Genomic DNA, 22,304 nt, shown 5'->3' on the forward strand with positions numbered 1-22,304 from the left:
CCCGGGCGCAACGAGGCAGGGAGGTCCGTCGTGGCCTGTCGACGTCAGGACCCGTCGCCACCCCTCCGGCGCCGGGCCCCGCACGGGAGGGAGCGTCGGTGGTGACGGCCGGGCCGCGCGACGGCACGCTGCTGCAGCTGTCCGCCGGCGGTCGCGTGTGGACGTTCGACGGGTCCCGGCCGGTGGTCGTGGGCCGGGACCAGCGCTGCGACGTGCTGCTGCCGGACCAGCAGGTCAGCCGCGTGCACCTGGGGCTGCGGCGCGACGAGCGCGGCTGGGTGGTCGAGGACCTCGGCAGCAGCAACGGCACCGCCGTCGACGGGACGGTGCTGCCGGCCGGGAGGCCGGACGGGGCACCGGGCACCGGGCGGCCGCTCGAGCCCGGGTGGGAGCACCGGGTGCGCCTGGGCCTGCAGGGCGGCCCGGAACTGCTGGTCCGGTGGGCGCCCGTCACGCCCGGGCCGGTGCCGGGTCCCGGCCCGGCCGCGGGGCCGGTCGTCGTCATCGGCCGCGACCCCTCCTGCGACGTGGTCGTCGCCGAGGACCCGCTGGTGTCGCGCCGCCACGCCGCCGTGCGCGTCACCGGCCCCGGCGCCGCCGTGCTGGAGGACCTGGGCAGCTCGAACGGGACGCACCTCAACGGGGTGCGCCTGACCGGGCCGGCGCCCCTCGGCCCCGGGGACACCATCGGCGTCGGGGGCACCATGGCCACCTGGGACGGCCGCGCGGTGCTGCTGCCGCGCGCCGGGGGCCGCCGCACGGCGACCCTCAGCGCGCGGCACCTCGGCGTCTCCACGCGCAGCGGCAAGCGCCTGCTCGACGACGTCACGCTCACCGCCCGGGCGGGGCAGCTCGTGGCGGTCATCGGCCCGTCCGGTGCCGGCAAGTCGACCCTCCTCGGTGCGCTCACCGGCCTGCGCCCGGCCGGCATGGGACGGGTGACGTGGGACGGGCGGGACCTGTACGCGGAGTACGACCACCTGCGCCACCAGATCGGCCTGGTGCCCCAGGACGACGTGCTGCACCGCCAGCTGACCGTGCGGCGGGCGCTGGACTACGCCGCCCGCCTGCGGCTGCCGCAGGACACCACCGCGGCCGAGCGGGACCAGCGGGTGCGCCAGGTCCTCGCGGAGGTGGGGCTCTCCGCGCAGCTGGACCAGCGGATCGACTCGCTCTCCGGTGGCCAGCGCAAGCGCACCTCCATCGCCCTGGAGCTGCTCACCGCGCCGCAGCTGCTCTTCCTCGACGAGCCCACCTCCGGCCTGGACCCCGGGCTGGACCGGCAGGTGATGGAGGGCCTGCGGAGCCTGGCCGACGACGGCCGGGTGGTCCTCGTCGTCACGCACAGCGTGCTCGCCCTGGACCAGTGCGACCTCGTGCTGCTGCTGGCCACTGGCGGCCGGGTGGCCTTCTTCGGCCCCCCGCAGCAGCTGCTGTCGTTCTTCGGCGTGCCGGACCACGCGTCGGTCTTCCGGGTGATCGACGACCCCGTGTGGGTCAGCCGTTTCGCGGAGTCGCCGGTCCGGCAGGCCTACGTGGGGTCCACCTCGATCGTGACGCCGACCCCGCCGCCGGCCGGGCGGGCCCCGGCGCCGATGCGGCCGGCGCCGGTCCGCCAGCTGGTCACGCTCGTGCGGCGCAACCTCGCCGTCGTGGCCGCCGACCGGCTGTTCCTGGCCCTGCTGGTCGGGATGCCGGTGGTCCTGGCGGTCATGGCGCACGCCTTCCCCGGCGAGGCCGGCCTGTCGCTGCAGGCGGCCGGCGGGGACCCCGCCGAGGCGCAGCAGCGGATCATCGTGTTGGTGGTGGGTGCCGCCCTGATGGGGGCCGCGCTCGCGGTCCGGGAGTTCGTCGCCGAACGCCCCATCTACCGCCGCGAGCACGCCGTGGGGCTGTCCCCGACCGCCTACCTGGCCGGCAAGGTGCTCGTCCTCGGCGGGGCCGTCGCGCTGCAGTCGGTGGCGTTCACCCTGCTGGCGCTCATCGGGCTGCCGGGGCCCGACGACCCGCGGGTGCTGCCCTGGGGCCACGGGGAGGTCGCCCTCGCGGCGGCCGGGGTGGGCGTGACGATGAGCATCGCCGCGCTGGCGGTCTCCGCGCTGGCGCGGTCCACCGACCAGACCATGCCGGCCCTCGTCGCGCTGGTGATGGGACAGCTGGTGCTCTGCGGCGGCCTGTTCCCGCTGGCCGACCGGGCCGGCCTGGAGCAGGTCTCGTGGCTGCTGCCGGCCCGCGCCGGCTACGCCGCGATGGCCGCGACGGCCGAGCTGCAACCCCTGTCCGGTCCGCAGCCGGACCCGCTGTTCACGCCCACCGCCGAGCGCTGGGCGCTGGACCTCGGGCTGCTCGCCCTCCAGGCGGCGGTGTTCCTGGCGCTGACCGCGTGGGCGCTGGCGCGGTCGGTGGCGCGCTCGGGCACCGCCCGCTGACCCCGCCGTCCGTCGATGCTCACGGCGGTCCCGGCCAGCGCACGAGGCCGTCGTCGCCGAGGACGGCACCCGCGGACGGTCGGTGCTCGGCCGACCGGCCGTCGGGCATGAGGTGGCGCACCGGCACCCCGCGGGCGAGGACGGCGACGTCGGCGACCAGCCGCCGGTGGCAGCGCCACCAGACGCTCTCGCTGCACATCACCGCCACGGTCGCCGTCGCGGCCGCGTCCAGCACCTCGTCGAGCCCCGCGGCGAACTCCGCCGTCCGGGTGTGCGCGGCGTAGGCGGCGAACTGGGCGACGGTCCACCAGCCGTCGGCCACCGGCTCGTCCGCGGGCAGCCGGCGCCGGCCGCCGAGGCGGGCGTCCCACCGGTAGCCGATCCCCGCGGCCGGCAGCCAGTCCTCCAGCGCCTCCCGCTGCACGTCGGGGTTGGTCCGGCTGCCCGGGAAGCGGCGGACGTCGACGAGCAGACCGACCCCGCCCGCGGTCAGCCGGGCGGCGAGGCGGGCGCGGTCGTCGGGCCCGTGGCCCACGGTCAGCAGCGGCACCCGCCACCCCTACCCGCCTCGGGGCACCGGCCCGGCGCCGGTCATGCTGGGCGGCCGGGGACGGTGCCCGGGCGAGGGGAGCGGCGTGGCGCAGGGGACGACGGGACGGCGGACGTCGCTGTGGCGGCTGCCGGCCATGCGCGCCCTGGTCGGGGCGACCGCCCTCGGCTTCGTCAGCTACTGCCTGACGCTGGCCTCGCTGCCGGCCTACGCGGTGCAGGGCGGGGCGTCCGCGGACACCGCCGGCGTCGTCACCGCGGTGTTCCTGCTGACCACCGTCGCCGTCCAGGGGCTGGTGCCGGGGCTGACCGCGCGCTCCGGCCCGGCGCCGGTGCTGGCCGCCGGCCTGCTCGCCCTCGGCGCCCCCGCCCCGCTGTACGCCCTCGGCGACTCCGTGCTGTGGCTCTCGGCGGTGTCCGCGGTGCGCGGCGCGGGGTTCGCGGTGCTCACCGTCCTCGGCGCCACGCTGGCCGCCCAGGTGGCGCCGCCCGAGCGCCGCGGCGAGTCGATCGGCATCTACGGCCTGGCCATCGCGGTGCCCAACCTGGTGGGCGTCCCGGCCGGGGTGGCGCTGGTGCTCGGCGACCACCCGGTGCTGCTGGCCTGGCTGGCCGCCTGCCCCGTGCTCGCGCTGCCGCTGCTGCCGGTGCTGGCCCGGCGGGTGGCCCGGGAGCCGGTCGCCACGACGTCCTCGCGTGCCGCGGTGCGCGCCGCGCTGGCGCCGTCGGCGGTGCTGCTGGTGGTCACCCTGGCCGGCGGCGGGCTGGTCACCTTCCTGCCGATCGAGCGGCCCGACGGCGTCCTGGCGACGGCGGCGCTGCTCGTCTTCGGCGTCACCGGGGCGCTCACCCGGTGGCGTGCCGGTCTGGTGGCCGACCGGGTCGGCACCGGCCGGCTGCTGCCCGTGGCCCTGGTGGGCGGGGCGGTGGGGCTGGCCCTGGTCGCCGCGGGCCTCGCGGGCGGCGACGCCTGGGTCCTGCTCGGCGCCGCGCTCTTCGGCGGGGGGTACGGCGCGGTGCAGAACCTGACGCTGGTGAGCGCCTTCGCCCGCGCCGGGGAGGGCGGGTCGACGGCGGCGAGCGCGCTGTGGAACGCCTCCTTCGACGCCGGCACGGCCGTGGGCGCGCTGGCGCTCGGCGTCGTCGCGGCCGGCGTCGGCCTGCCCTGGACCTACGTCCTCGTCGCCGCCGTCCTCGTGGCCGCGCTGCCGCTGGCCCGGGTGGCGACCCGGCCCGTGTGAGGGTCAGCGCAGCACGGAGGTCAGCAGCAGGCTGGTCTGGCTGTTGATCACGCCGGGGACGGCGCGGATGCGGTTGAGCAGCCGGTCGAACTCGGCGAGGTCGGCGGTGCGGGTCTCGGCCACGAGGTCCCAGGCGCCGTTGGTCGAGTGCATCGACTCGATCTCGGGGAAGCCGCGCAGCCGCCGGATGACGTCGTCGGTGGAGCGGCCCTCGACCTCGATGAGCGACACCGCGCGGACCCCGCCGGCCGCGGCCTCGTCGCGCATCCGCACGGTGAACCCGACGACGACGTCCTCGGCGACCAGCCGGTCGAGGTGGCTGGTGACCGTCGCGCGGGTGACCCCGAGCCGGCGGGCGAGCTCGGCCACCGGCGCCCGGCCGTCCTCGCGCAGGGCCGCCAGCAGCCGCCGGTCGAGGTCGCTGAGCTCCGCCATGCGCAGACCGTACGACCGAGCGCCGCGATGTGACCAGCTCCTGCACACGATGCACTCGCTCTGCTCATTGCCCGTGCAGATCGCCCATCCCTAGCGTTCTCCCCGTCGAGAGGAGACCGTCGTCATGACGCTGTTCGTGGACGTCCGCAACATGGTCCGCTGGGTGGTCGAGGCCGGGCCCGAGCGCGTGATCGCCGGGATCGCCGAGTACGTGGAGGACGACTTCCGCCGCTGGGAGTCCTTCGACAAGACCCCCCGCGTCGGCAGCCACACGCCCTACGGCGTCATCGAGCTCATGCCGACCAGCGACGGCGAGACCTACGCCTTCAAGTACGTCAACGGCCACCCGAGCAACCCCGCCCGCGGCTTCCAGACCGTGAGCGCCTTCGGTGCCCTCTCCGACGTCTCCAACGGCTACCCGGTCTTCCTCGCCGAGATGACGCTGCTGACCGCGCTGCGGACGGCGGCGACCTCGGCCATGGTCGCCCGGCTCCTGGCCCGGCCCGACTCCCGCCGCCTGGCGCTGATCGGCGCGGGCAGCCAGTCGGAGTTCCAGGCGCTGGGCATGCGGGCGCTGCTCGGCATCCGCGAGGTCGCGGTCTGGGACACCGACCCCGACGCCATGGCCAAGCTCGCCCGCAACCTGACCCCGCTCGGCTTCGACGTCACCGTGACCTCCTCCGGCCGCGAGGCGGTGCGCGGCGCCGACGTCGTCACCACCTGCACCGCGGACAAGGCCCGCGCGGTCGTGCTGCCCGGGGAGTGGGTCGAGCCGGGCGTGCACCTCAACGCCATCGGCGGCGACTGCCCCGGCAAGACCGAGCTCGACCCCTCGATCCTGCTGCGCGACGACGTCACCGTCTTCGTCGAGTTCCCGCCGCAGACCCGCATCGAGGGCGAGATCCAGGCGATGCCGGCCGACTTCCCGGTGACCGAGCTGTGGCAGGTGCTCACCGGCCGCGCCCCCGGCCGGACGTCGGCCGGGCAGGTCACCCTGTTCGACTCCGTCGGCTTCGCGATCGAGGACCACTCGGCGCTGCGCTACGTGCGCGACCAGGTGCGCGGCACGCCGTGGGTGGACGACGTCGACCTGGTGGCCGAGCCCGAGGACCCGAAGGACCTGTTCGGCATGCTCGGCGCGATGACCCCGATCGGCTCCTGAGCTCCCGGCTTCTCAGCCGGCGATGCGGTCGGCGGCCGCGCGCAGGGAGCGCAGCAGGAGCAGCTCCTCGGCCGAGCGGCGCAGCCAGGTGCGCAGCCCCGCCGGGTCGCTGCGGGCGGCGTCGCGGGCGGCGCCCAGGTTCAGCTGGCGGGTGTTGGCCTGCGCGCGCTGGGCCGGGGGCAGGCCACGGGCCTCGGTGCGGGACAGCGAGGTGAGCGCGGCGCCGACGTAGACGAGCTCGCGCACCTCGTCGACGCCGGCCAGCACCGCGTCGGCCGCGGCGGCGTCCCCGGCCGCGAGGTGGTCCAGCAGGGCGGCGGCGCGCTCGCGACCGAGGGCGGCGGCATCAGGGGAGGTCACCCCTCCACGGTGCCAGTCCGCCGCCGGACCCCGCCGGGGGACCTCCGGTGTCGACCCGGCACACGTCGTGCTCTGCCCCCGGTGCGGACCAGAGCACGACCTCGAGCCAGGGGACGGTGTCCCCGGCGAGCTCGTGCTCTGCCCCGCCTGACGGGGCAGAGCACGACGTCGCCAGGTCCCTCAGGCGTCCCGACGGGCGAAGGCGACCGCGGCCAGCCCGAGCACGACGGCGACCTCGGCGGCGAACACCGCGAACCCGGTCCACGGCTCGAGCAGCAGCGGGTTGAACGACTCCGGCATGGCGATCCGGGACCCGGCGTTGCCCGGCATCAGCTTGGTCAGCCACTCACCCAGCGCGCCGGGCAGCAGCATCACCAGGTTGCCGACCAGGAACACCAGCGCGAGCACCACCGACACCGCGGCGGCGGTGGAGCGCAGCAGCAGGCCCGCCGCCATCGCCAGCAGCCCGAGCCCGGCCATGTAGAGGCCGCTGCCGAACAGGGCCCGCAGCACGCCGTCGTCGCCGAGCGACAGGCCGATGCCCTCCGCGGACAGGAAGGCGTTCCCGCCCAGCCAGCCCAGCACGGCGGTGACCACCCCGGCGACGAACAACGTCCCGGACAGCACCAGCGCCTTGGCGGCCAGCACCGTCCCGCGGCGCGGCGTGGCGGCGAGGGTGGCGCGGATCATCCCCGTGCCGTACTCGGCGGTCACGGTGAGCGCGCCGAGCACGACCGCGGTGACCTGCGCGAACAGCAGGCCCCAGGTGATGAACGCCCCGACCGGCTCGCCGGTCTCGCCGGCGGCGAGGTCCCGCGCGACCAGGGCGCACACCAGGGTGGTCAGCCCCGCCCCGAGCGCCACCATCGCGGCCACGGACCAGCCGGTGGAGCGCACCGACCACAGCTTGAGCCACTCGGCGTGCCCGGCACGGCCGAGGCCGGTCCCGGCCGGGGTGGCGGGGACGGCGTGGCGGGGGGCGGTGGGGGTCACGGCGGTCACCGGGTCACCTCGGCGGGACGGGCGGCGTACTCGACGCTGCCGGCGGTCAGGGTCATGAAGGCGTCCTCGAGGGAGGAGCGGACGAGGCCGAGCTCGTGCAGCACCAGCCCGGCGCCGGCGGCCAGCTCGCCGACCGCGACGGTGTCGGCGCCCTGCACCCGCAGCTCGTCGCCGTCCCGGGTGACCTGGGCGCCCGAGCGGCGCAGCAGGTCGGCCAGCGCGCCGGGCCGCGGCGTGCGGACCCGCACGAACGAGGCGGCGTGCTGGGCGATGAAGTCCGCGGTCGCGCAGTCGGCCAGCACCCGGCCCCGGCCGACGACGACGAGGTGGTCGGCGGTGAGCGCCATCTCGGCCATGAGGTGGCTGGAGACGAGCACGGTGCGGCCCTCGGCGGCCAGGTCGCGGGCGAGCGAGCGCACCCACCGGATGCCCTCGGGGTCCAGGCCGTTGACCGGCTCGTCGAGGACGACGACCGGCGGGTCGCCGAGCAGCGCGGCCGCGATGCCCAGCCGCTGGCCCATGCCGAGGGAGAAGCGGCCGACCCGCTGGCCGGCCACCGCCTCCAGCCCGACCAGGCCGAGCACCTCCTCGACGCGGGCCGCCGGGATGCCGTTGGACGCGGCCAGCCAGCGCAGGTGCGCCCGGGCGGTGCGGCCGGGGTGCAGCGCACGGGCCTCCAGCAGCGCGCCGACCGCACGCAGCGGGGCGGGGGAGTCGGCGTAGCGGGCGCCGTCGACGGTGACCGTGCCGGCGGTGGGCCGGTCCAGCCCGATGACCATCCGCATGGTCGTGGACTTGCCGGCGCCGTTGGGGCCGAGGAAGCCGGTGACCCGGCCGGGGCGGACGGTGAAGGAGACGTCGTCCACGGCGACGCGGTCGCCGTAGCGCTTGGTCAGGCCGGAGGCGACGATCACGGCGTTCCCGCCGAGGGTGAGGAGGTCATGGCCGCGAGGCTCCCGCCGGGCGAGGGGCGGGCACATCCGGGCCGGCCCCCCATCCGCCCCTGATCGCGGCTCCGGGAGGACCCTGGGTCAGGCGCTGCGGGGGAGCGCCGCGCCGGCTCCGGTGTCGGCTCCCGTGTCGGCGTCCAGCAGCCGGCGCAGGGCCACCGCCGCCGTCCGCCCGGCCCGGTTGGCGCCGATGGTGCTCGCGCTCGGGCCGTAGCCGACCAGCTGCAGCCGCGGCTCCTCCACGGCGGCGGTGCCGGCCACCGGGATCACCCCGTCGCGGGTGCGCAGCCGCAGCGGGGCGAGGTGGCCGACGGCGGCGCGGAAGCCGGTGGCCCACAGGATCACGTCGGCCGGCACGGACCGGCCGTCGTCCCAGGCGACGCCGTCGGGGGTGATCCGGTCGAACACCGGCAGCCGGGTGAGCACGCCGGCGTCCAGCGCCCGGCGCACCCACGGCGTCACCACGAGGCCGGTCGTCCCGACGACGCTGCCGGGCATCCGCCCGGCGCGCACCGCCTCGGCGACCCGGGCGACCGCGGCGCGGCCCTGCTCCTCACCGAAGGGGCCCTCCCGCCAGACCGGTGGCCGGCGGGTCACCCAGGTCGTCCGGGCGACGGCGGCGAGCTCGCCGAGCAGCTGCACCGCCGAGGCGCCGCCGCCGACCACGACCACCGACCGGCCGGCGAACTCCGCCGCGCCGCGGTAGCCGACGGTGTGCAGCTGGCGGCCGCGGAAGGTCTCCTGACCCGGGTAGTGCGGCACGAACGGGCGGGTCCAGGTGCCGGTGGCGTTGACGACGCCGCGCGCCCGCCACACGCCCCGGTCGGACTCCACGCGGAAGAGCCCGTGCCCGTCGCGGCGGACCGCCGACACCCGCACCGGCCGCTCGACGGGCAGGGCGAAGCGCCGCTCGTACTCGGCGAAGTAGGCCGGCACCGCCTCGGCGGCGGGCAGGTCGTCCGAGGCCGGCTCGAACGGCAGCCCGGGCAGCTCGTGCACGCGGTGGGTGGTGGCGACCGTCAGCGAGGGCCAGCGGTGCTGCCAGGCCCCGCCGGGCGCGGCGTCGGCGTCCAGCACGACGAAGCCGTCCCCGGGCGGGAACCCCAGCCGGCCCAGGTGGTGGGCGGCCGACAGGCCGGCCTGGCCCGCGCCGATGACCGCGACGTCGACGTCCCGCTCGCTGCTCACGTCCCCGCAACGCCGCCCGGGCCGCCGCGCTTCCGCGGGTCAGCCCATGGCCAGCACGACGAGCAGGTAGACCACGAGCAGCAGGGCCAGCACCACGACGCCGAAGCCGAGGGTGACCCAGCGGTGGATGGACGTGAGCAGCTCCGTCTGCCGCTCGAGCTGGCTCAGCTGCGCCCGGCGGAAGGTGTCGGTGCGCTCCTGCTCGGACGTCGGACGCGTGTCCATCTCGGCGGCTCCCCCTGGTCGGTGCTCCGGCCCGACCGTAGGGCCGCCGTCCCCGGCGAGCCGTGAGCGACGCCCGCGGCGCGGTCTCGAGTGGCCCACCGGCCTCCGGGACCGCAAGGTCGGGGACGGACCGGTGAGCAGCGCCGGCGACCCGGCCGTCCGACGGAGGACGCCGGGCTCCCGCTCGAGGAGGGCAGCCCCCGCATGCGCGCCATGGTCTACCGCGGGCCGTACCAGGTCCGGGTCGAGGACAAGGACGTCCCGGCGATCGAGCACCCCAACGACGCCATCGTGCGGGTCACGCTGGCCGCGATCTGCGGCTCGGACCTGCACCTCTACCACGGCCTGATGCCGGACACCCGGGTCGGGCACACCTTCGGCCACGAGTTCATCGGCGTCGTCGAGCAGGTCGGCCCGTCGGTGCAGAACCTGGCCGTCGGCGACCGGGTGATGGTGCCGTTCAACGTCTTCTGCGGGTCGTGCTGGTTCTGCGCCCGCGGCCTGTACTCCAACTGCCACAACGTCAACCCGAACGCGACGGCGGTCGGCGGCATCTACGGCTACTCCCACACCACCGGGGGCTACGACGGGGGGCAGTCGCAGTACGTCCGCGTGCCCTTCGCCGACGTCGGCCCCACGAAGATCCCCGAGTGGATGCACGACGAGGACGCCGTCGTGCTGACCGACGCCGCCGCGACCGGCTACTTCGGCGCCCAGCTCGGGGAGATCGCCGAGGGGGACACCGTCGTCGTCCTCGGGGCCGGCCCGGTGGGGCTGATCGCGGCGCAGTCCTCGTGGCTGATGGGGGCGGGGCGGGTGATCGTCGTCGACCACCTCGAGGAGCGGCTGGAGAAGGCGCGCACCATGGCCTACGCCGAGACGCTGGACTACGACGAGCTCGACGACGTCGTCGTCGAGCTGAAGAAGCAGACCGACTACCTGGGCGCCGACGTCGTCATCGAGGCGGTCGGCGCGGAGGCCGACGGCAACTTCCTGCAGCAGGTCACCGGGACCAAGCTCAAGCTGCAGGGCGGGTCACCGGTCGCGCTCAACTGGGCCATCGACGGCGTCCGCAAGGGCGGCACCGTCTCGGTGGTGGGCGCCTACGGGCCGATCCCCAACGCGGTGAAGTTCGGCGACGCGCTGAACAAGGGCCTGACGCTGCGGATGAACCAGACGCCGGTGAAGCGGCAGTGGCCGCGGATGTTCGAGCACGTGCGCAACGGCCACCTGACCCCCCGCGAGGTGGTCACGCACCGCTTCCCGCTCGAGCACATCGCGGAGGCCTACCACGTGTTCTCCAGCAAGCTCGACGGCTGCATCAAGCCGCTGATCCTGCCCGACGCGGCCTGAGGGGAGCGACGATGAGCGAGTCCGACATCCCGAGCGCCTACGTCCGGGACAAGCGCACACCACCGCCGAGCCGAGAGGAGCTGCGCGCCCGCATCCCCGGCTGGGGGGTCGACCTCGACCCGGCCGACCGGCCCTCCTACCCGAGGCTGCAGTACCCGGCCGACACCGGCGCGCACTGGGACTTCCCCGAACGCCAGCCGGGCAGCGAGGGCAGGGAGCACTCGATCGAGCACGCGTTCGTCACCCCCGTCTTCGGCACCGCGCAGCCGCTGCGGGGGCCGTCCGGGGCCATCCGGCGCTACGCCTACCGGCGGTTCAGCGAGGGCCGGCTGGCGCACTGGCTGCTCCTGGTGGTCGGCGACCGCGTCGACGCCTGGGAGCACCACCTGCAGTCGTTCGTCTCCGGCCGTCCGGACGTGCCCGCCTCGGGTGTGCGCACCGAGTCCACCCACGGCGGCGTGCGGTCGCGGCGCGGGCGCTCGGACGTCCGCCACCAGCTCCTCGACCCGGTCGTCGTCACCGGCCCCTGGGTGGCCGGCGCGGGCGTCGTGGTGCTCGGCGTCCGGAGGCTGCTGCGCGCCGTCCGCGGCTGAGCTGCCGGCCCGTGACACCGCTCGACGAGCTGCCCCGGATCGGTGCGCCGGCCACCCGCGCGCTGCACGGCGCCGGGTACACCGGCCTGGGGCAGCTCGACGGCGTCCCGCGTGCGCAGCTCGCCGCGCTGCACGGCATGGGTCCGAAGGCACTGCGGATCCTGGAGGAGGCCCTCGCCGAGCACGGGTTACGGCTGCGCTGAGCCCGGAGGGACCCGCGGGGTACGGCGGGTACCCGGGCCGGGACGTCCGAGGTCGTCCCCGGGGTGCCGGCCGCCGGGACCCCGCTCAGGGGGTCGCCGTGGCGGTTGCGGTGGCGTCGGTGGTGGGCGCGGTCGTGGTGGTCGGTGCCGTCGTGGTGGTGGGCGCCGGCGTGGTGGTGGGTGCGGCGGTGGTGGGTGCGGCGGTGGTGGTCGGGGCCGTCGTCGTGGGTGCCGCGGTGGTGGTGGGCGCCGGCGTGGTGGTGGGTGCGGCGGTGGTGGTCGGCGCGGCGGTGGTGGTCGGGGCCGTCGTCGTGGGTGCCGCGGTGGTGGTGGGCGTGGGCGTGGTGGTGGGTGCGGCGGTGGTGGTCGGCGCCGTCGTCGTGGGTGCCGCGGTGGTGGTGGGCGCGGGCGTGGTGGTCGGCACGGTCGTGGTGGTGGGTGCCGCGGTGGTGGTCGGGGTGGCGCTGGTCGCCGGCGACGGTGTCGCCGTCCCCGCCGAGGTGCTGGTCGCGGTCGCCGCGGACGGGGTGGCCGGCGCAGCGGAGCTCGTCGGAGGTGGCGTCGTCCCCGGTGGCGTCGTCCCCGGCTGCACCGTGGTGGGGGGTGCCTGGGCGAGCGGGGTGTCCGTGGCCTCCGGCGGCGTGGCGGCCCCGCCGCTGCCGGTCCGGCGCTCGTCGGACGGCAGCGGCGCCGCGGGGACCGGCGGGTCCGGAACGGTCATCGGCTCGGCACGGTCGGGGCCCGACCCGTCCGCGGGCGAGGTGTCGGGGTCCGCCGCCGCCCGCGCACCCGCGGCCCCGCCGTCCGCGGAGTCCTGCGCGGCCTGGACGACGCCGACCCCCCCGAGGAGCACCGCCACGAGCCCGGCACCGGCCAGGAGGTGCCTGGCCCTCCCGGGTGCCCGACGGGAGAGAGCCGCCGCCCGACCGAGACCCACGAGGCCCGCCAGGCCCACCAGGCCCGCGCGGCGCCGTCGGCAGGGCGGAGCGCCGTGGACGGTGGGGCGGGGACCCGGTCCGGCACGGCCGGGCGAGGCCGGCGCGGAGGCCGGCGCTGCGAGGAGCCCCGCCGCCTGACGGGCCTGGATGCCGGACTTGTCCGACAGGACCAGCTGCGGCAGGAACAGGAACGCCAGGAACCCGGCCGCGGCCACGGCGGCCACGACGAGGAACACCAGGCCGATGGAGTCGGCGAACCCGGTCCGGAACGGCAGCGCCAGGGAGCCGGGCAGGTGCTGGACGAAGGAGGTGTCCGACAGGTCCCCACCGGTGGGCAGCCGACCGCTGCCCACCGCGTCGGCCACCCGGGGGTCGGCCGCCGCGGACGCGGTCACGGCCGCCCCGATGTCGGTGGGCAGGCGGCTGAAGAGCACCGACAGGAACGCCGCGGTGCCGATGGTGGCGCCCATCTGCCGGAAGAAGGTGACCGACGAGGTGGCCACGCCCATCTGGGAGGGCGCGACGGCGGTCTGCACCGCCAGCACGGCGGGCTGCATGTTGAAGCCCAGGCCCACACCGAGGAGCACCATGAGCGGCGCCAGCGCCAGGACCGGGGTGTCCGCGCCGACGACGAACGACAGCGCGACCAGCGCGACGGCCATGAGCACGGTGCCCGCCAGAGGGAACACCCGGTAGCGGCCGGTCCGGGAGATGGCGACGCCCGAGCTCGAGGCGCCGATCGCGATGCCGACGACCAGCGGGATCATCTGCAGGCCCGCGACCGTGGCGCTGGAGCCGTGCACGATCTGCAGGTACTGCGGCAGCAGCAGCAGGCCGCCGAACATGGCCGCGCCCACCACCGTGCTGCCCGCGGTGGCGACGGTGAAGGTGCGGTTGCGGAACAGCCGCAGCGGCAGCAGCGCCTCCTCCCCGTAGGCGCGCTCGGCCAGCAGGAAGAGGGCGAGGCCGACGGCGCCGATCGCGTAGCACGTCAGGGCGTCGGTGGAGGTCCAGCCCCAGGTGCGGCCGCGCTCGGCGACGAGGAGCAGCGGCACGATGCAGGTGACCAGCGCCAGCGCGCCGGGCCAGTCGATGCGGTGCTCGCGCCGCTCGTGCGGCAGGTGCAGCACGCGGAACACCGCGGCGAACGCCAGCAGGCCCAGTGGCACGTTGACCAGGAAGACCCACCGCCAGCCCGCCACGCCCAGCAGCGTGGACCGGCCGGCGAGGAAGCCGCCGACGAGCGGCCCCAGCACGCTCGAGGCGCCGAACACGGCCATGAAGAAGCCCTGGTAGCGGGAGCGCTGCCGCGGCGGCACGACGTCGCCGATGATCGCCAGCGCCAGCGACATCAGGCCGCCGGCGCCGATGCCCTGGACCGCGCGGAAGGCGGCGAGCTGGTACATGGAGCCGGCCATGCCGCAGAGCACCGAGCCGAGGACGAAGACGGCGATGGCGAACAGGTAGAAGGGCCGCCGGCCGTAGACGTCGGAGAGCTTGCCGTACAGCGGTGTCGAGATCGTCGAGGTGATCAGGAACGCCGTCGTCGCCCACGCCTGCAGGTCGTAGGCCCGCAGGTCGTCGGCGATGGTGCGGATGGCGGTGGCGGCGACGGTCTGGTCGAGGGCGGCGAGGAACATCGCGACCATCAGCCCGGCGATGATCGTGAGGATCTGCCGGTGGGTGAAGGCGCCGTCCTCGTCCGGTGCGGCGGCGGCCGCGCGCGTCTCCCGGCGCTCGGCCGCGCTGGGGGAGTGGCCCCGGGTCACGAGCCCGCCTCGGGCGGGGCGGCCGGTCCGCGGCCCGTCGCACCGGTGGGCCGCGTCGCGCGGGCCACGATCGGGGACGGGTGCCGGGTCATGCTGCTCCTCGGTGCGACCGGTTCGCTGGTGACGACGGGCACGCGTCACGGGCGGCGGCCGGCGTGTCGACGATCTCCCTGGCGGATCCGGCTGCTGCTGCCGGACGGGGTCCGTGGGTCGGGACCGGGCCCCACGCTAGGGCCGCTGTGGAGACGACCACATCCGTCGCAGGTCGCGTTCCGGGCATCCGACTCCCGTGTGGGGGAGGACCGCGGTCGCCTGCGACCCGAGGAGCGGGTGGCCGTCAGGTCCGGCGCGGCGCGAGCGGGACGCCGGGCGCCCGGCGACGGCGCGGACGGGACGTCCGGGGAGTGCGGACGACCGCCTGGGACCCGGCTGTGAGGGCCAGGGCCGGTCAGCAGGCGCGGCCGACCTGGGACGTGACCGCGCGCTGGTCCCACTCGGGCGGGGACGGGACGGCACGAGGTGGCGGTCGGTCCCCCCGCGTCGAACGGGTCCCGCCGCAGTCTCGGGGGCGGTGGTCAGCCGATGCGGTGGCGGGTGAGGAAGGGCACGAGCACCCCGAGCAGCGCCTCGGGGTGGGTCAGCGCGACGTCGTGCCCGGCGCCTGCGACCACCACCTGGTCGGCCTGCGGCAGCCACGCGCGGATCAGCTCGCCGACCCCGTCGAAGAGGGAGCCGTGGTCGCTCCCGGCGACGTGCAGCACCGGACAGCGCACCCGGGCGGCGGTGGAGGCGTCGAAGGGCCAGTCGAGCAGCGCCGGGACGTCGACGTCGAGGAAGGTCCCGCCATCGCGCACCACCTGCGCCGAGCTCCCCGGGACGACGCCGTCGAGCTGCCCGCGCCAATCGGGCCCCGTCATGCGGGTGAGGAAGCGGTCGACGGCGGCCTCGACCCCCCGGGCCTGCCGGTCACCCAGGAGGTCGGCACTGGCGGCGCGGAACGCGGCATCCCCCGGGCCGTGCACCGGGGGCGGTTCGACCAGCGTGAGCGTGCGGACCACGTCGGGGTGGTCGGCGGCCACCTGGAGGGCCACCGCGGCGCTGTAGGAGACACCCAGGACGTGCACCCTCTGGAGGCCCAGCGCCGCCAGCAGTCGTGCGCAGTCACCCGCGTCCTGAGCGATGGAACCGGGCGGCGTGGCCGGGCTGCTGCCGGCGTAGCCGCGCCGGTGGTAGTGGACGACCCGGAACCGGTCCCGCAGCCGCTGGGCCAGCGGCAGGAGCTCGTCCGCAGTCAGCGCGGTGGGCACGAGGGCGACCGGGTCGCCGGAGCCGAGGACCACCGTCTCCAGGTGGCCGCTGTCGATCGCGACCCGCGTCATCGGCTCCCTCATGGCGGCGATGGTGGAGCGCCCACGGGCCGCAGTCCAGGCACCGGGCACGCGGGAGCAGGCGTCGGCCGACAGCGACACGTGTCCTCTCGTCACCCCACCGCGCGGTCGATGAGTTCGGAGCTCCCCGCCGGTCCTCTCCTCGTGACCCCCGAGGAAAGGACACCGCGATGTCGGAGCTCCTCGTCGACTTCATCACCTCCCTCGACGGCTACGCCTCGGGAGAGGGATGGCCCGGGTTCTGGGGCCTCGAGGGCCCGGAGTACCTCGCCTGGCTCGGCGAGCAGCCCGAGGTCACCTACCTGATGGGAGCCAACACCTACCGCCTGATGTCGGGCTTCGCCGCCGGCGAGGTCCCGGGTGGCCAGGACGAGTTCAGGCCCGAGGAAGAGGCGTCCGTCGACCAGCTCACGCGCGCGCCGAAGGTGGTGTTCTCCTCCTCGCTCGAGGAACCGCTGACGTGGGCCAACTGCACGCTCGTCCGCGGCGACGCCGTCGAGGCGGTCCGCGCCATGAAGGAGAACGGCTCGGGGCTCCTCAGCACGATCGGCAGCCTCAGCCTGAGCCGGTCGCTGCTCCGGGCCGGACTCGTCGACCGCTTCCGGGTCGGGATCTTCCCGGTGATCACCGGGGCCACGGGCGCGGAACGCATCTACGACGGCTATCCGGACGTCGCCCTCGAGATGATCGGGCACCGCACCCTCGACGGCCGCATCCAGCTGGTCGAGTACAGACCCCGCGTGCTCGAGCACCCGCCGCTCGGCGCCCCTGCGTGAGGTCGCCGCGTCCGCCGGTCCGGACGGCCGGCCGCGAGTACGGACCGCGGTCGACCGGCTCGGTCACGAGACAGCCGAGCGTCTGACCAGCCCGCTCGGGACAGCGCTGCCGGCGCCCCCGGCACCTCCGCGTCGGTCCTGAGGTGACCGTGTGCAGACAGTGGCTGCCGAGGACGCGCCGCCGCACTCCCGCGGACCGCGGCGGCGCTGAGGGCGTGCTCCCCGGTGACCGGGGGAGGTGGACGTGCAGGTCGGCGGCCTGTCGGCCTGGTGCGCCATCAGGGACTCGAACCCCGAACCCGCTGATTAAGAGTCAGCTGCTCTGCCAATTGAGCTAATGGCGCGTGTCTCCGGGCTGCCCCGGTCACGAGGGAGAACGATACCAGCGCCCGGGTCGGGACCGCCGGGGACCACCCCCGCACGGACCCCACCCCTCCGCCGCAGCGGGGACACTGGGCACGCCGGCTCCGACCGGAGCGGCACAGGGGACAGGGGAGACGACGACGGTGCGACGGACAGCGGCGCTGGTCACGGCAGGGGCGATCGCCCTGCTCGGTGGGTGCAGCGGAGGTGACGACGCGCCGGCGACGGCGGCGCCGACCACCGCCACCACCACCGCGGACGCCGCCCCGGCGCAGGTCGCGCTCGCCCCCGCCGACGGCGCGACCGACGTCGCCCCCGCCGACCCGGTGGAGATCTCCGTCACCGACGGCGAGGTCACCGAGGTGACCGTCACCGACGCCGACGGCGCCGAGGTGCCCGGCGAGCTGACCGACGGCGAGACCGAGGGCACCGAGGTGTGGACCCCGGAGGACACCCTGGAGTACGGCACCACCTACACGCTCACCGCCGCGGCGGAGAACGCCGACGCCGAGCCCGCCGAGGCCACCAGCACCTTCACCACCGTCACCCCGGAGGCGTTCACCACCCCCTCGATCGGCCCGCTCGACGGGCAGACCGTCGGCGTGGGCATGCCGATCCGCGTCTACTTCGAGGAGCCGGTGGTCGACCGGGCCGCCGTCGAGCGCCGCCTGCTGGTCACCAGCTCCACGCCCACCGACGGCGTGTGGAGCTGGACCGACGACACCGAGGTGCACTTCCGCCCGTCGGAGTACTGGCCGGAGAACACCGACGTGACCCTGGAGGCCGACCTCTACGGCGTGCAGATCGGCGACGGCGTGTGGGGCGAGCAGGACCGCACCGTGGCCTTCCGCATCGGTGAGCGGCACGTGTCGATCGCCGACACCGCCACCCACACGATGGAGGTCTACGACGGCGACCAGCTGGTGCAGACCTGGCCGATGAGCGCCGGCAGCCCGGACAACCCGAGCTACAACGGCCCGCACGTGGTCACCGAGATGAACGCCGACCGGGTCATGGACTCGAGCACCTACGGCGTGCCGGTCGACAGCCCCGAGGGCTACCGGACGCCGGTGAAGTGGGCCGTGCGGCTCTCCGACAGCGGCGAGTTCGTGCACGCCGCCCCGTGGTCGGAGGCCCAGCAGGGCCGGGAGAACGTCTCGCACGGCTGCATCAACCTCTCCACCGACCGCGCCCGCTGGTTCTTCGAGTTCTCCCAGCCCGGCGACGTCGTCGAGATCCGCAACTCCTCCGCCGGCACGCTCACCTCCGACATCTCCGACTGGACCGTCCCGTGGGAGGAGTGGAAGGCCGGCAGCGCGCTCTCGTGATCGTGGTTTCTGCCGCCGCGACCGCGGGCACCACCTGGGCGTTTCCTGGGGAGGGGAGCGTCGTGGACACCTGGTTGATCGTGCTGGTCGTCGTCGTCGCGCTGGTCGTGCTGGCCCTGGTCGGGCTGGCTGTCGCCAAGCGCAGCCGCGTGGCCTCGGCCCGCCGCCGGGAGCAGCAGCGCGCCCAGGCGCGCGAGCACCTGGAGGAGGCGCGGCTGCGCGGGGCGCAGGCGGAGAAGGAGCAGGCGCTCGCCGAGGAGCAGGCCGCCCGCGCCCGCCGCGAGCGCGCCGAGGTCGAGGAGCGCACCCGCCTGGCCGAGCAGGAGGCACGCCAGCGGGCCGCCACCGCGCAGGAGCACGCCAGCGCCGCCGAGCGGCTGCGCGCCGAGGCCGAGAAGCTCGCCCCGGGGCTCGCCGACGGCCAGCGCGACGGCAACCACGTCGTCGACCGCGACCCGGCGGGGAACCAGGCCGTCGACCCGGACGCCACCCGCCGCATCGACGGGACCCAGGCACCGGTGGCCGGCGACGGCCGCGGAGGCTCCACCCGCCGCTGACGGCGTCCCCTCCGCTCAGTTCCGGCGGCCACATCGGTCTGTCCTCCGGGAGGGGCCGCACCGGCCCCGGGACGACCGGAGGGGACCGTGGCCGACCTGCTCGCCATCGGCACGCGCAAGGGGCTGTGGCTGGCCCGCAGCGACGACGACCGCCGCAGCTGGACCCTCGATGGGCCGCACCTGCTCGCGCAGGAGGTGGCCGCGGTCGCCGTCGACGTCCGCGGGTCGGCGCCCCGGCTGCTCGCCGGTGTCCAGTACGGCCACTGGGGACCCACGGTCACCTGGTCCGACGACCTGGGTGCCAGCTGGTCGGAGACCGACGAGGGCGCCATCCGCTTCCCCGCCGACACCGGGGCCGCGCTCGCCCGCGTGTGGCAGTTGCGGCCCGACACCGCCGCGCGCCCCGGAGTCGTCTGGGCCGGCTGCGAGCCGCACTCCCTGTGGCGCAGCGAGGACGGCGGCCGCTCGTTCACCCTCGTCCGCGGCCTGTGGGACCACCCGCACCGGCCCGACTGGGCGCCCGGCTTCGGCGGCGGTGCCGTGCACACCGTGCTGCCGCACCCCACCGGGGAGCGCCTGGTGGTGGCGATGAGCACCGGCGGCGTCTACGTCAGCGAGGACGGCGGCGGCTCCTGGCAGCCGCGGAACAAGGGCATCGGCGCCGTCTTCCTGCCCGAGCCCGCACCCGAGTACGGCCAGTGCGTGCACAAGGTGGCGGTCGACGCCGGTGACCCCGACCGCCTGTACGCGCAGAACCACTTCGGCGTCTACCGCACCGACGACGCCGGGGGTGTGTGGACCTCGATCGCCGAGGGCCTGCCGGCCGACTTCGGCTTCCCGGTGGTCGCCTCACCGACGACCCCGGGCACGGCCTGGGTGGTACCACTGGTCGCCGACGCGCAGCGGGTGCCCCCCGACGGCCGGCTGCGCGTGCACCGCACCCGGGACGCCGGCGCGACCTGGACCGAGCTCGGCGCCGGGCTGCCCGACGCCACGTGGACCGCGGTGCTCCGCGACGCCGTCTGCGTGGACGAGGCCGACCCGACCGGCGTCCACGTGGGCACGAGGGACGGCTGCGTCTACTCCAGCCGCGACGAGGGGGAGACGTTCACGCTGGTGGCCGACCACCTGCCCGACGTGCTGTGCGTGCGCGCGGCCCGGCTGCCGTGAGCGTCGAGGTGGTCCTGCCGGGCGTGCTCGCCGACCTGGCCGGCGGCGAGCGGCGGCTGCAGGTGGAGCCCGCGGCACCGACGGTCGCCGGCCTCCTCGACGCGCTCGCGACCCGGCACCCGGTCCTCGAGCGGCGGATCCGCGACGAGGCCGGGGCGCTGCGCCGCTTCGTCAACGTCTACGTCGACGGCGACGACGTCCGGTTCGCCGCCGGGCTGGCCACGGCCGTGCCCGCGGGCGCGGTCGTGCAGGTGCTGCCCTCGGTGGCCGGCGGCTGACCGCCGGTCAGAGCCGGGCGAGGGTGGCGCAGTCGGCGCAGAGCTGCTGCTCCTCGTACCCCTCCGGCGGCCACTGGAGCTGCTCGTCGACGGCGACGTAGGCGCCGCACAGCGACTTGCGGCTGCGGCCGGTGACCCGGCCGATCGTCGCGTGCGCCGGGCCGATCTGGCGGGGCTGGAGGCCGTCGGGGCTGCCGACCGAGCCGACCATGACGACCGCGTGCGCGGTCCCGTAGGAGTAGGCGGTGGTCATGCCGCCAGGGTCCGAGCCCGCGCCGGGACGGGCCAGCACCGCCCGGTGCGTGTCGGGCACGGGGCGGTGCAGGCGTCCCAGCCGCCCCACCCGGCACGGGTGCCGCACCCCGATCGGCCGGCGGGCACGATGGCGGGGCCGGGAGGAAGGGGGATCGGGTGCCGCTGCCGCGCGCGCTGGCGCCGCTGCGCTCCCCGGCCTACCGCCGGCTGGCGGCCTCCCTGGCGCTGTCACTGGTCGCCAACGGCTCGTGGGCGGTCACCGTCGTCTGGCAGGTGGTCGCCCTCGGCGGGGGCCCGGCGGAGCTGTCGCTGGTCGGTGGCCTGTCCGCGGCCGGGACCCTGGGCGCGGCCCTGCCCGGCGGGGTGCTGGCCGACCGCGTGCCGCAGCGACACCTGCTGCTCGCGGTGACGCTGCTGTCGGCGGTGCCGGTGGCCGCGGTGGGTGGACTGTCCCTGGCCGGCGCGCTGCCGCTGCCGCTGCTCGCCGTCGCCGGCCTGCTGGGCGGGGTGGCACTGGGCCTGCACTACCCGGCCTACTCGGCGCTGGTGCCCGCGCTGCTGCCACCGGAGCAGGTCCTGGCGGCCAACGGGCTCGAGGGGGCGATGCGCCCGGCGCTGTACCAGGTGGCCGGACCCGCGGCGGCCGGACTGCTCGTGGCCGCGCTGTCCCCGGGCGCCGCCCTGCTGGCCACCGCGGCCGCCTCGCTCGGCGCCACGCTGTGCGTCCTCGGGCTGCCGCTGCTGCCGGTGCGCCGGGGCGTCGCGGCCGGTCACCCCGCCGCGGCGCTGCTGGCCGACCTGCGTGAGGGCCTGGCCTACCTGCGGCGCACCCGCTGGCTGCTGGCCACGCTGCTGTTCGCCTCGCTGGTGCTGCTGCTCACCACCGGGCCGCTGCAGGTGCTCGCGCCCTTCGCCCTGCGTGACCGCGCCGGTGGCGGCCCGCTGCAGCACGCGCTGGTGCTGGCCGCCTTCGGCGTCGGCGGCGCGCTCGGCTCGCTGGTCGTCGCCTCCCGTCCGCTGCCGCGTCGCTACCTGACCACCGTGGTGGCGCTGTGGGCGCTGGGCTGCCTGCCGCTGGCGGTGTTCGGCACCGCGGAGCGCGTCTGGCCGATGGTCGCCGCCGGGGTGGTGGCCGGGGCCGGCATCCACGGCGGCCTGGTGGTCTGGGGCACCCTGCTGCAGCGACGGGTGCCCGCGGCCCTGCTCGGCCGTGTCTCCAGCCTGGACTTCGTCGTCTCCGGCGCGCTGGTGCCGGTGTCGGTGGCGCTCGCGGGTCCGCTGAGCGAGGGGGTCGGGCTGTCGGCGGCCTTCCTGGCCGCCGGTCTCGCGCCGCCGGTGCTCGCCGTCGTGGTCCTGCTGGTGGCGCGGCTGCCCGCCGACGAGCGCGCCTCCCCGCTGGACGACGGGGCGCCGCCGCGACCCGGCGAGCAGGCGCCCGCCGGACGGTGAGCCGGGCACTCAGCGCGAGGTCGACCGGCAGCCCCGGCCGGCCGACGGCCGCGACCGAGCGCGGGACCCCTTGCCCACGCCGGGCCGGGGCGAGCAGGCTGGACGCGTTCCGGGCCGGGTCGTCAGCCGGGAGGCCGCCGTGGAGGCGCACGTCGGGGACAGGATCGTCGTCCGTTCCACGCACCAGGGGGAGCCGGAGCGCACCGGCGTCGTCCTCGAGTGCCACGAGCCCGACGGCGGGCCGCCGTACCGGGTGCGGTGGGAGCCCGACGGGCACACCGGGCTCTTCTACCCGGCCGGGACCGCGGCCGTCGTCGAGGCGGACCCCTCGCGCCGCTGACGC

Annotated in this window: 23 protein-coding genes and 1 tRNA gene; 13 read left to right on the plus strand and 11 right to left on the minus strand. The window is 76.3% G+C overall.

What is annotated here, in order from left to right; genetic code table 11:
• The first annotated feature begins 101 nt into the window (after positions 1–101).
• Entirely contained in the window at positions 102–2,429 is a 2,328-nt protein-coding gene (locus LY71_RS04650; RefSeq protein ID WP_170121215.1) for an FHA domain-containing protein, read from the plus strand.
• 19 nt (positions 2,430–2,448) lie between these two features.
• Here LY71_RS04650 and LY71_RS04655 read toward each other — a convergent pair whose 3' ends face one another.
• The gene (locus LY71_RS04655) at positions 2,449–2,979 is read right to left on the minus strand and encodes a DUF488 domain-containing protein (protein ID WP_106275775.1); all 531 of its coding nucleotides are present in this window, start codon (positions 2,977–2,979) and stop codon (positions 2,449–2,451) included.
• Positions 2,980–3,064: 85 nt separating this feature from the next.
• Between LY71_RS04655 and LY71_RS04660 the strand changes: the two genes are divergently transcribed.
• The gene (locus LY71_RS04660; protein ID WP_106275776.1) at positions 3,065–4,219 is read left to right on the plus strand and encodes an MFS transporter; all 1,155 of its coding nucleotides are present in this window, start codon (positions 3,065–3,067) and stop codon (positions 4,217–4,219) included.
• A gap of 3 nt (positions 4,220–4,222) precedes the next feature.
• Here the strand turns inward: LY71_RS04660 and LY71_RS04665 are convergent, their stop codons facing one another.
• Positions 4,223–4,654, minus strand: a complete 432-nt coding sequence (locus tag LY71_RS04665; RefSeq protein WP_106275777.1) for an Lrp/AsnC family transcriptional regulator — start codon at positions 4,652–4,654, stop codon at positions 4,223–4,225.
• 124 nt (positions 4,655–4,778) lie between these two features.
• Here LY71_RS04665 and LY71_RS04670 point away from each other — a divergent pair, with 124 nt between their 5' ends.
• Positions 4,779–5,816 (plus strand): ornithine cyclodeaminase, encoded by a 1,038-nt coding sequence (locus LY71_RS04670; RefSeq protein ID WP_106275778.1) that lies wholly within the window; start codon positions 4,779–4,781, stop codon positions 5,814–5,816.
• A 12-nt stretch (positions 5,817–5,828) separates the two neighbouring features.
• Here the strand turns inward: LY71_RS04670 and LY71_RS04675 are convergent, their stop codons facing one another.
• The 5 genes from LY71_RS04675 to LY71_RS04695 all read right to left on the minus strand — a co-directional run bounded on the left by LY71_RS04675 (position 5,829) and on the right by LY71_RS04695 (position 9,541).
• Entirely contained in the window at positions 5,829–6,176 is a 348-nt protein-coding gene (locus tag LY71_RS04675) for a hypothetical protein (protein ID WP_106275779.1), read from the minus strand.
• A gap of 180 nt (positions 6,177–6,356) precedes the next feature.
• The gene (locus tag LY71_RS04680; protein WP_245887661.1) at positions 6,357–7,178 is read right to left on the minus strand and encodes an ABC-2 transporter permease; all 822 of its coding nucleotides are present in this window, start codon (positions 7,176–7,178) and stop codon (positions 6,357–6,359) included.
• Positions 7,175–8,092, minus strand: a complete 918-nt coding sequence (locus LY71_RS04685) for an ABC transporter ATP-binding protein (RefSeq protein ID WP_106275780.1) — start codon at positions 8,090–8,092, stop codon at positions 7,175–7,177. The genes LY71_RS04680 and LY71_RS04685 overlap by 4 nt, the downstream gene beginning before the upstream one ends.
• A gap of 117 nt (positions 8,093–8,209) precedes the next feature.
• The gene (locus LY71_RS04690; protein WP_106275781.1) at positions 8,210–9,316 is read right to left on the minus strand and encodes an NAD(P)-binding domain-containing protein; all 1,107 of its coding nucleotides are present in this window, start codon (positions 9,314–9,316) and stop codon (positions 8,210–8,212) included.
• 39 nt (positions 9,317–9,355) lie between these two features.
• Positions 9,356–9,541: a hypothetical protein gene (locus LY71_RS04695; protein ID WP_091365690.1), complete on the minus strand. Its 186-nt coding sequence runs from the start codon at positions 9,539–9,541 to the stop codon at positions 9,356–9,358.
• 204 nt (positions 9,542–9,745) lie between these two features.
• Here LY71_RS04695 and LY71_RS04700 point away from each other — a divergent pair, with 204 nt between their 5' ends.
• The 3 genes from LY71_RS04700 to LY71_RS04710 are packed head-to-tail and all read left to right on the plus strand — an operon-like array spanning position 9,746 to position 11,690.
• A complete protein-coding gene (locus LY71_RS04700; RefSeq protein WP_106275782.1) occupies positions 9,746–10,894 on the plus strand; it encodes a zinc-dependent alcohol dehydrogenase in 1,149 nt (382 codons plus the stop codon).
• An 11-nt stretch (positions 10,895–10,905) separates the two neighbouring features.
• Positions 10,906–11,487, plus strand: coding sequence for a hypothetical protein (locus LY71_RS04705; RefSeq protein WP_106275783.1), 582 nt, complete (start codon positions 10,906–10,908; stop codon positions 11,485–11,487).
• An 11-nt stretch (positions 11,488–11,498) separates the two neighbouring features.
• Positions 11,499–11,690 carry a helix-hairpin-helix domain-containing protein gene (locus tag LY71_RS04710; RefSeq protein ID WP_106275784.1) on the plus strand — a complete coding sequence of 64 codons (192 nt, stop codon included), beginning with the start codon at positions 11,499–11,501 and terminating at the stop codon, positions 11,688–11,690.
• 85 nt (positions 11,691–11,775) lie between these two features.
• On the opposite strand, the gene LY71_RS23960 is transcribed toward LY71_RS04710, so the two are convergent.
• Together LY71_RS23960 and LY71_RS04720 are read right to left on the minus strand one after the other, a co-directional pair.
• Entirely contained in the window at positions 11,776–14,397 is a 2,622-nt protein-coding gene (locus LY71_RS23960; RefSeq protein ID WP_245887662.1) for an MDR family MFS transporter, read from the minus strand.
• A 575-nt stretch (positions 14,398–14,972) separates the two neighbouring features.
• Positions 14,973–15,788 (minus strand): alpha/beta fold hydrolase, encoded by an 816-nt coding sequence (locus LY71_RS04720; protein ID WP_146146055.1) that lies wholly within the window; start codon positions 15,786–15,788, stop codon positions 14,973–14,975.
• A gap of 167 nt (positions 15,789–15,955) precedes the next feature.
• Between LY71_RS04720 and LY71_RS04725 the strand changes: the two genes are divergently transcribed.
• Positions 15,956–16,561, plus strand: coding sequence for a dihydrofolate reductase family protein (locus tag LY71_RS04725; protein WP_106275786.1), 606 nt, complete (start codon positions 15,956–15,958; stop codon positions 16,559–16,561).
• Positions 16,562–16,829: 268 nt separating this feature from the next.
• On the opposite strand, the gene LY71_RS04730 is transcribed toward LY71_RS04725, so the two are convergent.
• Positions 16,830–16,905: transfer RNA gene (locus tag LY71_RS04730), tRNA-Lys, on the minus strand.
• 162 nt (positions 16,906–17,067) lie between these two features.
• Between LY71_RS04730 and LY71_RS04735 the strand changes: the two genes are divergently transcribed.
• From LY71_RS04735 to LY71_RS04750, 4 genes are all read left to right on the plus strand, one after another.
• Positions 17,068–18,252 carry a L,D-transpeptidase gene (locus LY71_RS04735; RefSeq protein WP_245887663.1) on the plus strand — a complete coding sequence of 395 codons (1,185 nt, stop codon included), beginning with the start codon at positions 17,068–17,070 and terminating at the stop codon, positions 18,250–18,252.
• The gene (locus LY71_RS23685) at positions 18,249–18,809 is read left to right on the plus strand and encodes a hypothetical protein (RefSeq protein WP_211297139.1); all 561 of its coding nucleotides are present in this window, start codon (positions 18,249–18,251) and stop codon (positions 18,807–18,809) included. Before LY71_RS04735 ends, LY71_RS23685 begins: the two co-directional genes overlap by 4 nt.
• Positions 18,810–18,896: 87 nt before the next feature.
• On the plus strand, positions 18,897–19,979 hold the full coding sequence (locus LY71_RS04745; RefSeq protein ID WP_106275787.1) for a sialidase family protein: 1,083 nt from the start codon (positions 18,897–18,899) through the stop codon (positions 19,977–19,979).
• A complete protein-coding gene (locus tag LY71_RS04750) occupies positions 19,976–20,257 on the plus strand; it encodes a ubiquitin-like small modifier protein 1 (RefSeq protein ID WP_106275910.1) in 282 nt (93 codons plus the stop codon). Before LY71_RS04745 ends, LY71_RS04750 begins: the two co-directional genes overlap by 4 nt.
• 7 nt (positions 20,258–20,264) lie before the next feature.
• On the opposite strand, the gene LY71_RS04755 is transcribed toward LY71_RS04750, so the two are convergent.
• A complete protein-coding gene (locus LY71_RS04755) occupies positions 20,265–20,510 on the minus strand; it encodes a hypothetical protein (protein WP_106275911.1) in 246 nt (81 codons plus the stop codon).
• 158 nt (positions 20,511–20,668) lie between these two features.
• Between LY71_RS04755 and LY71_RS04760 the strand changes: the two genes are divergently transcribed.
• Together LY71_RS04760 and LY71_RS04765 are read left to right on the plus strand one after the other, a co-directional pair.
• Positions 20,669–21,961 (plus strand): MFS transporter, encoded by a 1,293-nt coding sequence (locus LY71_RS04760; protein ID WP_106275788.1) that lies wholly within the window; start codon positions 20,669–20,671, stop codon positions 21,959–21,961.
• Positions 21,962–22,100: 139 nt separating this feature from the next.
• Positions 22,101–22,301 (plus strand): DUF1918 domain-containing protein, encoded by a 201-nt coding sequence (locus LY71_RS04765; RefSeq protein ID WP_106275789.1) that lies wholly within the window; start codon positions 22,101–22,103, stop codon positions 22,299–22,301.
• Positions 22,302–22,304: the final 3 nt, after the last annotated feature.

It is taken from the genome of Geodermatophilus tzadiensis (assembly GCF_003002915.1).
In the GTDB taxonomy this organism is placed as follows: Bacteria; Actinomycetota; Actinomycetes; order Mycobacteriales; family Geodermatophilaceae; genus Geodermatophilus; species Geodermatophilus tzadiensis.

What these genes read in the sequence shown, in the direction of transcription:
- LY71_RS04670 (WP_106275778.1), top strand. Translation starts at nt 4,779, where the DNA reads ATGACGCTGTTCGTGGACGTCCGCAACATGGTCCGCTGGGTGGTCGAG.
- LY71_RS04725 (WP_106275786.1), top strand. Translation starts at nt 15,956, where the DNA reads ATGTCGGAGCTCCTCGTCGACTTCATCACCTCCCTCGACGGCTACGCC.
- LY71_RS04700 (WP_106275782.1), top strand. Translation starts at nt 9,746, where the DNA reads ATGCGCGCCATGGTCTACCGCGGGCCGTACCAGGTCCGGGTCGAGGAC.
- LY71_RS04720 (WP_146146055.1), bottom strand. Translation starts at nt 15,788, where the DNA reads ATGAGGGAGCCGATGACGCGGGTCGCGATCGACAGCGGCCACCTGGAG.
- LY71_RS04665 (WP_106275777.1), bottom strand. Translation starts at nt 4,654, where the DNA reads ATGGCGGAGCTCAGCGACCTCGACCGGCGGCTGCTGGCGGCCCTGCGC.
- LY71_RS04695 (WP_091365690.1), bottom strand. Translation starts at nt 9,541, where the DNA reads ATGGACACGCGTCCGACGTCCGAGCAGGAGCGCACCGACACCTTCCGC.
- LY71_RS04705 (WP_106275783.1), top strand. Translation starts at nt 10,906, where the DNA reads ATGAGCGAGTCCGACATCCCGAGCGCCTACGTCCGGGACAAGCGCACA.
- LY71_RS04755 (WP_106275911.1), bottom strand. Translation starts at nt 20,510, where the DNA reads ATGACCACCGCCTACTCCTACGGGACCGCGCACGCGGTCGTCATGGTC.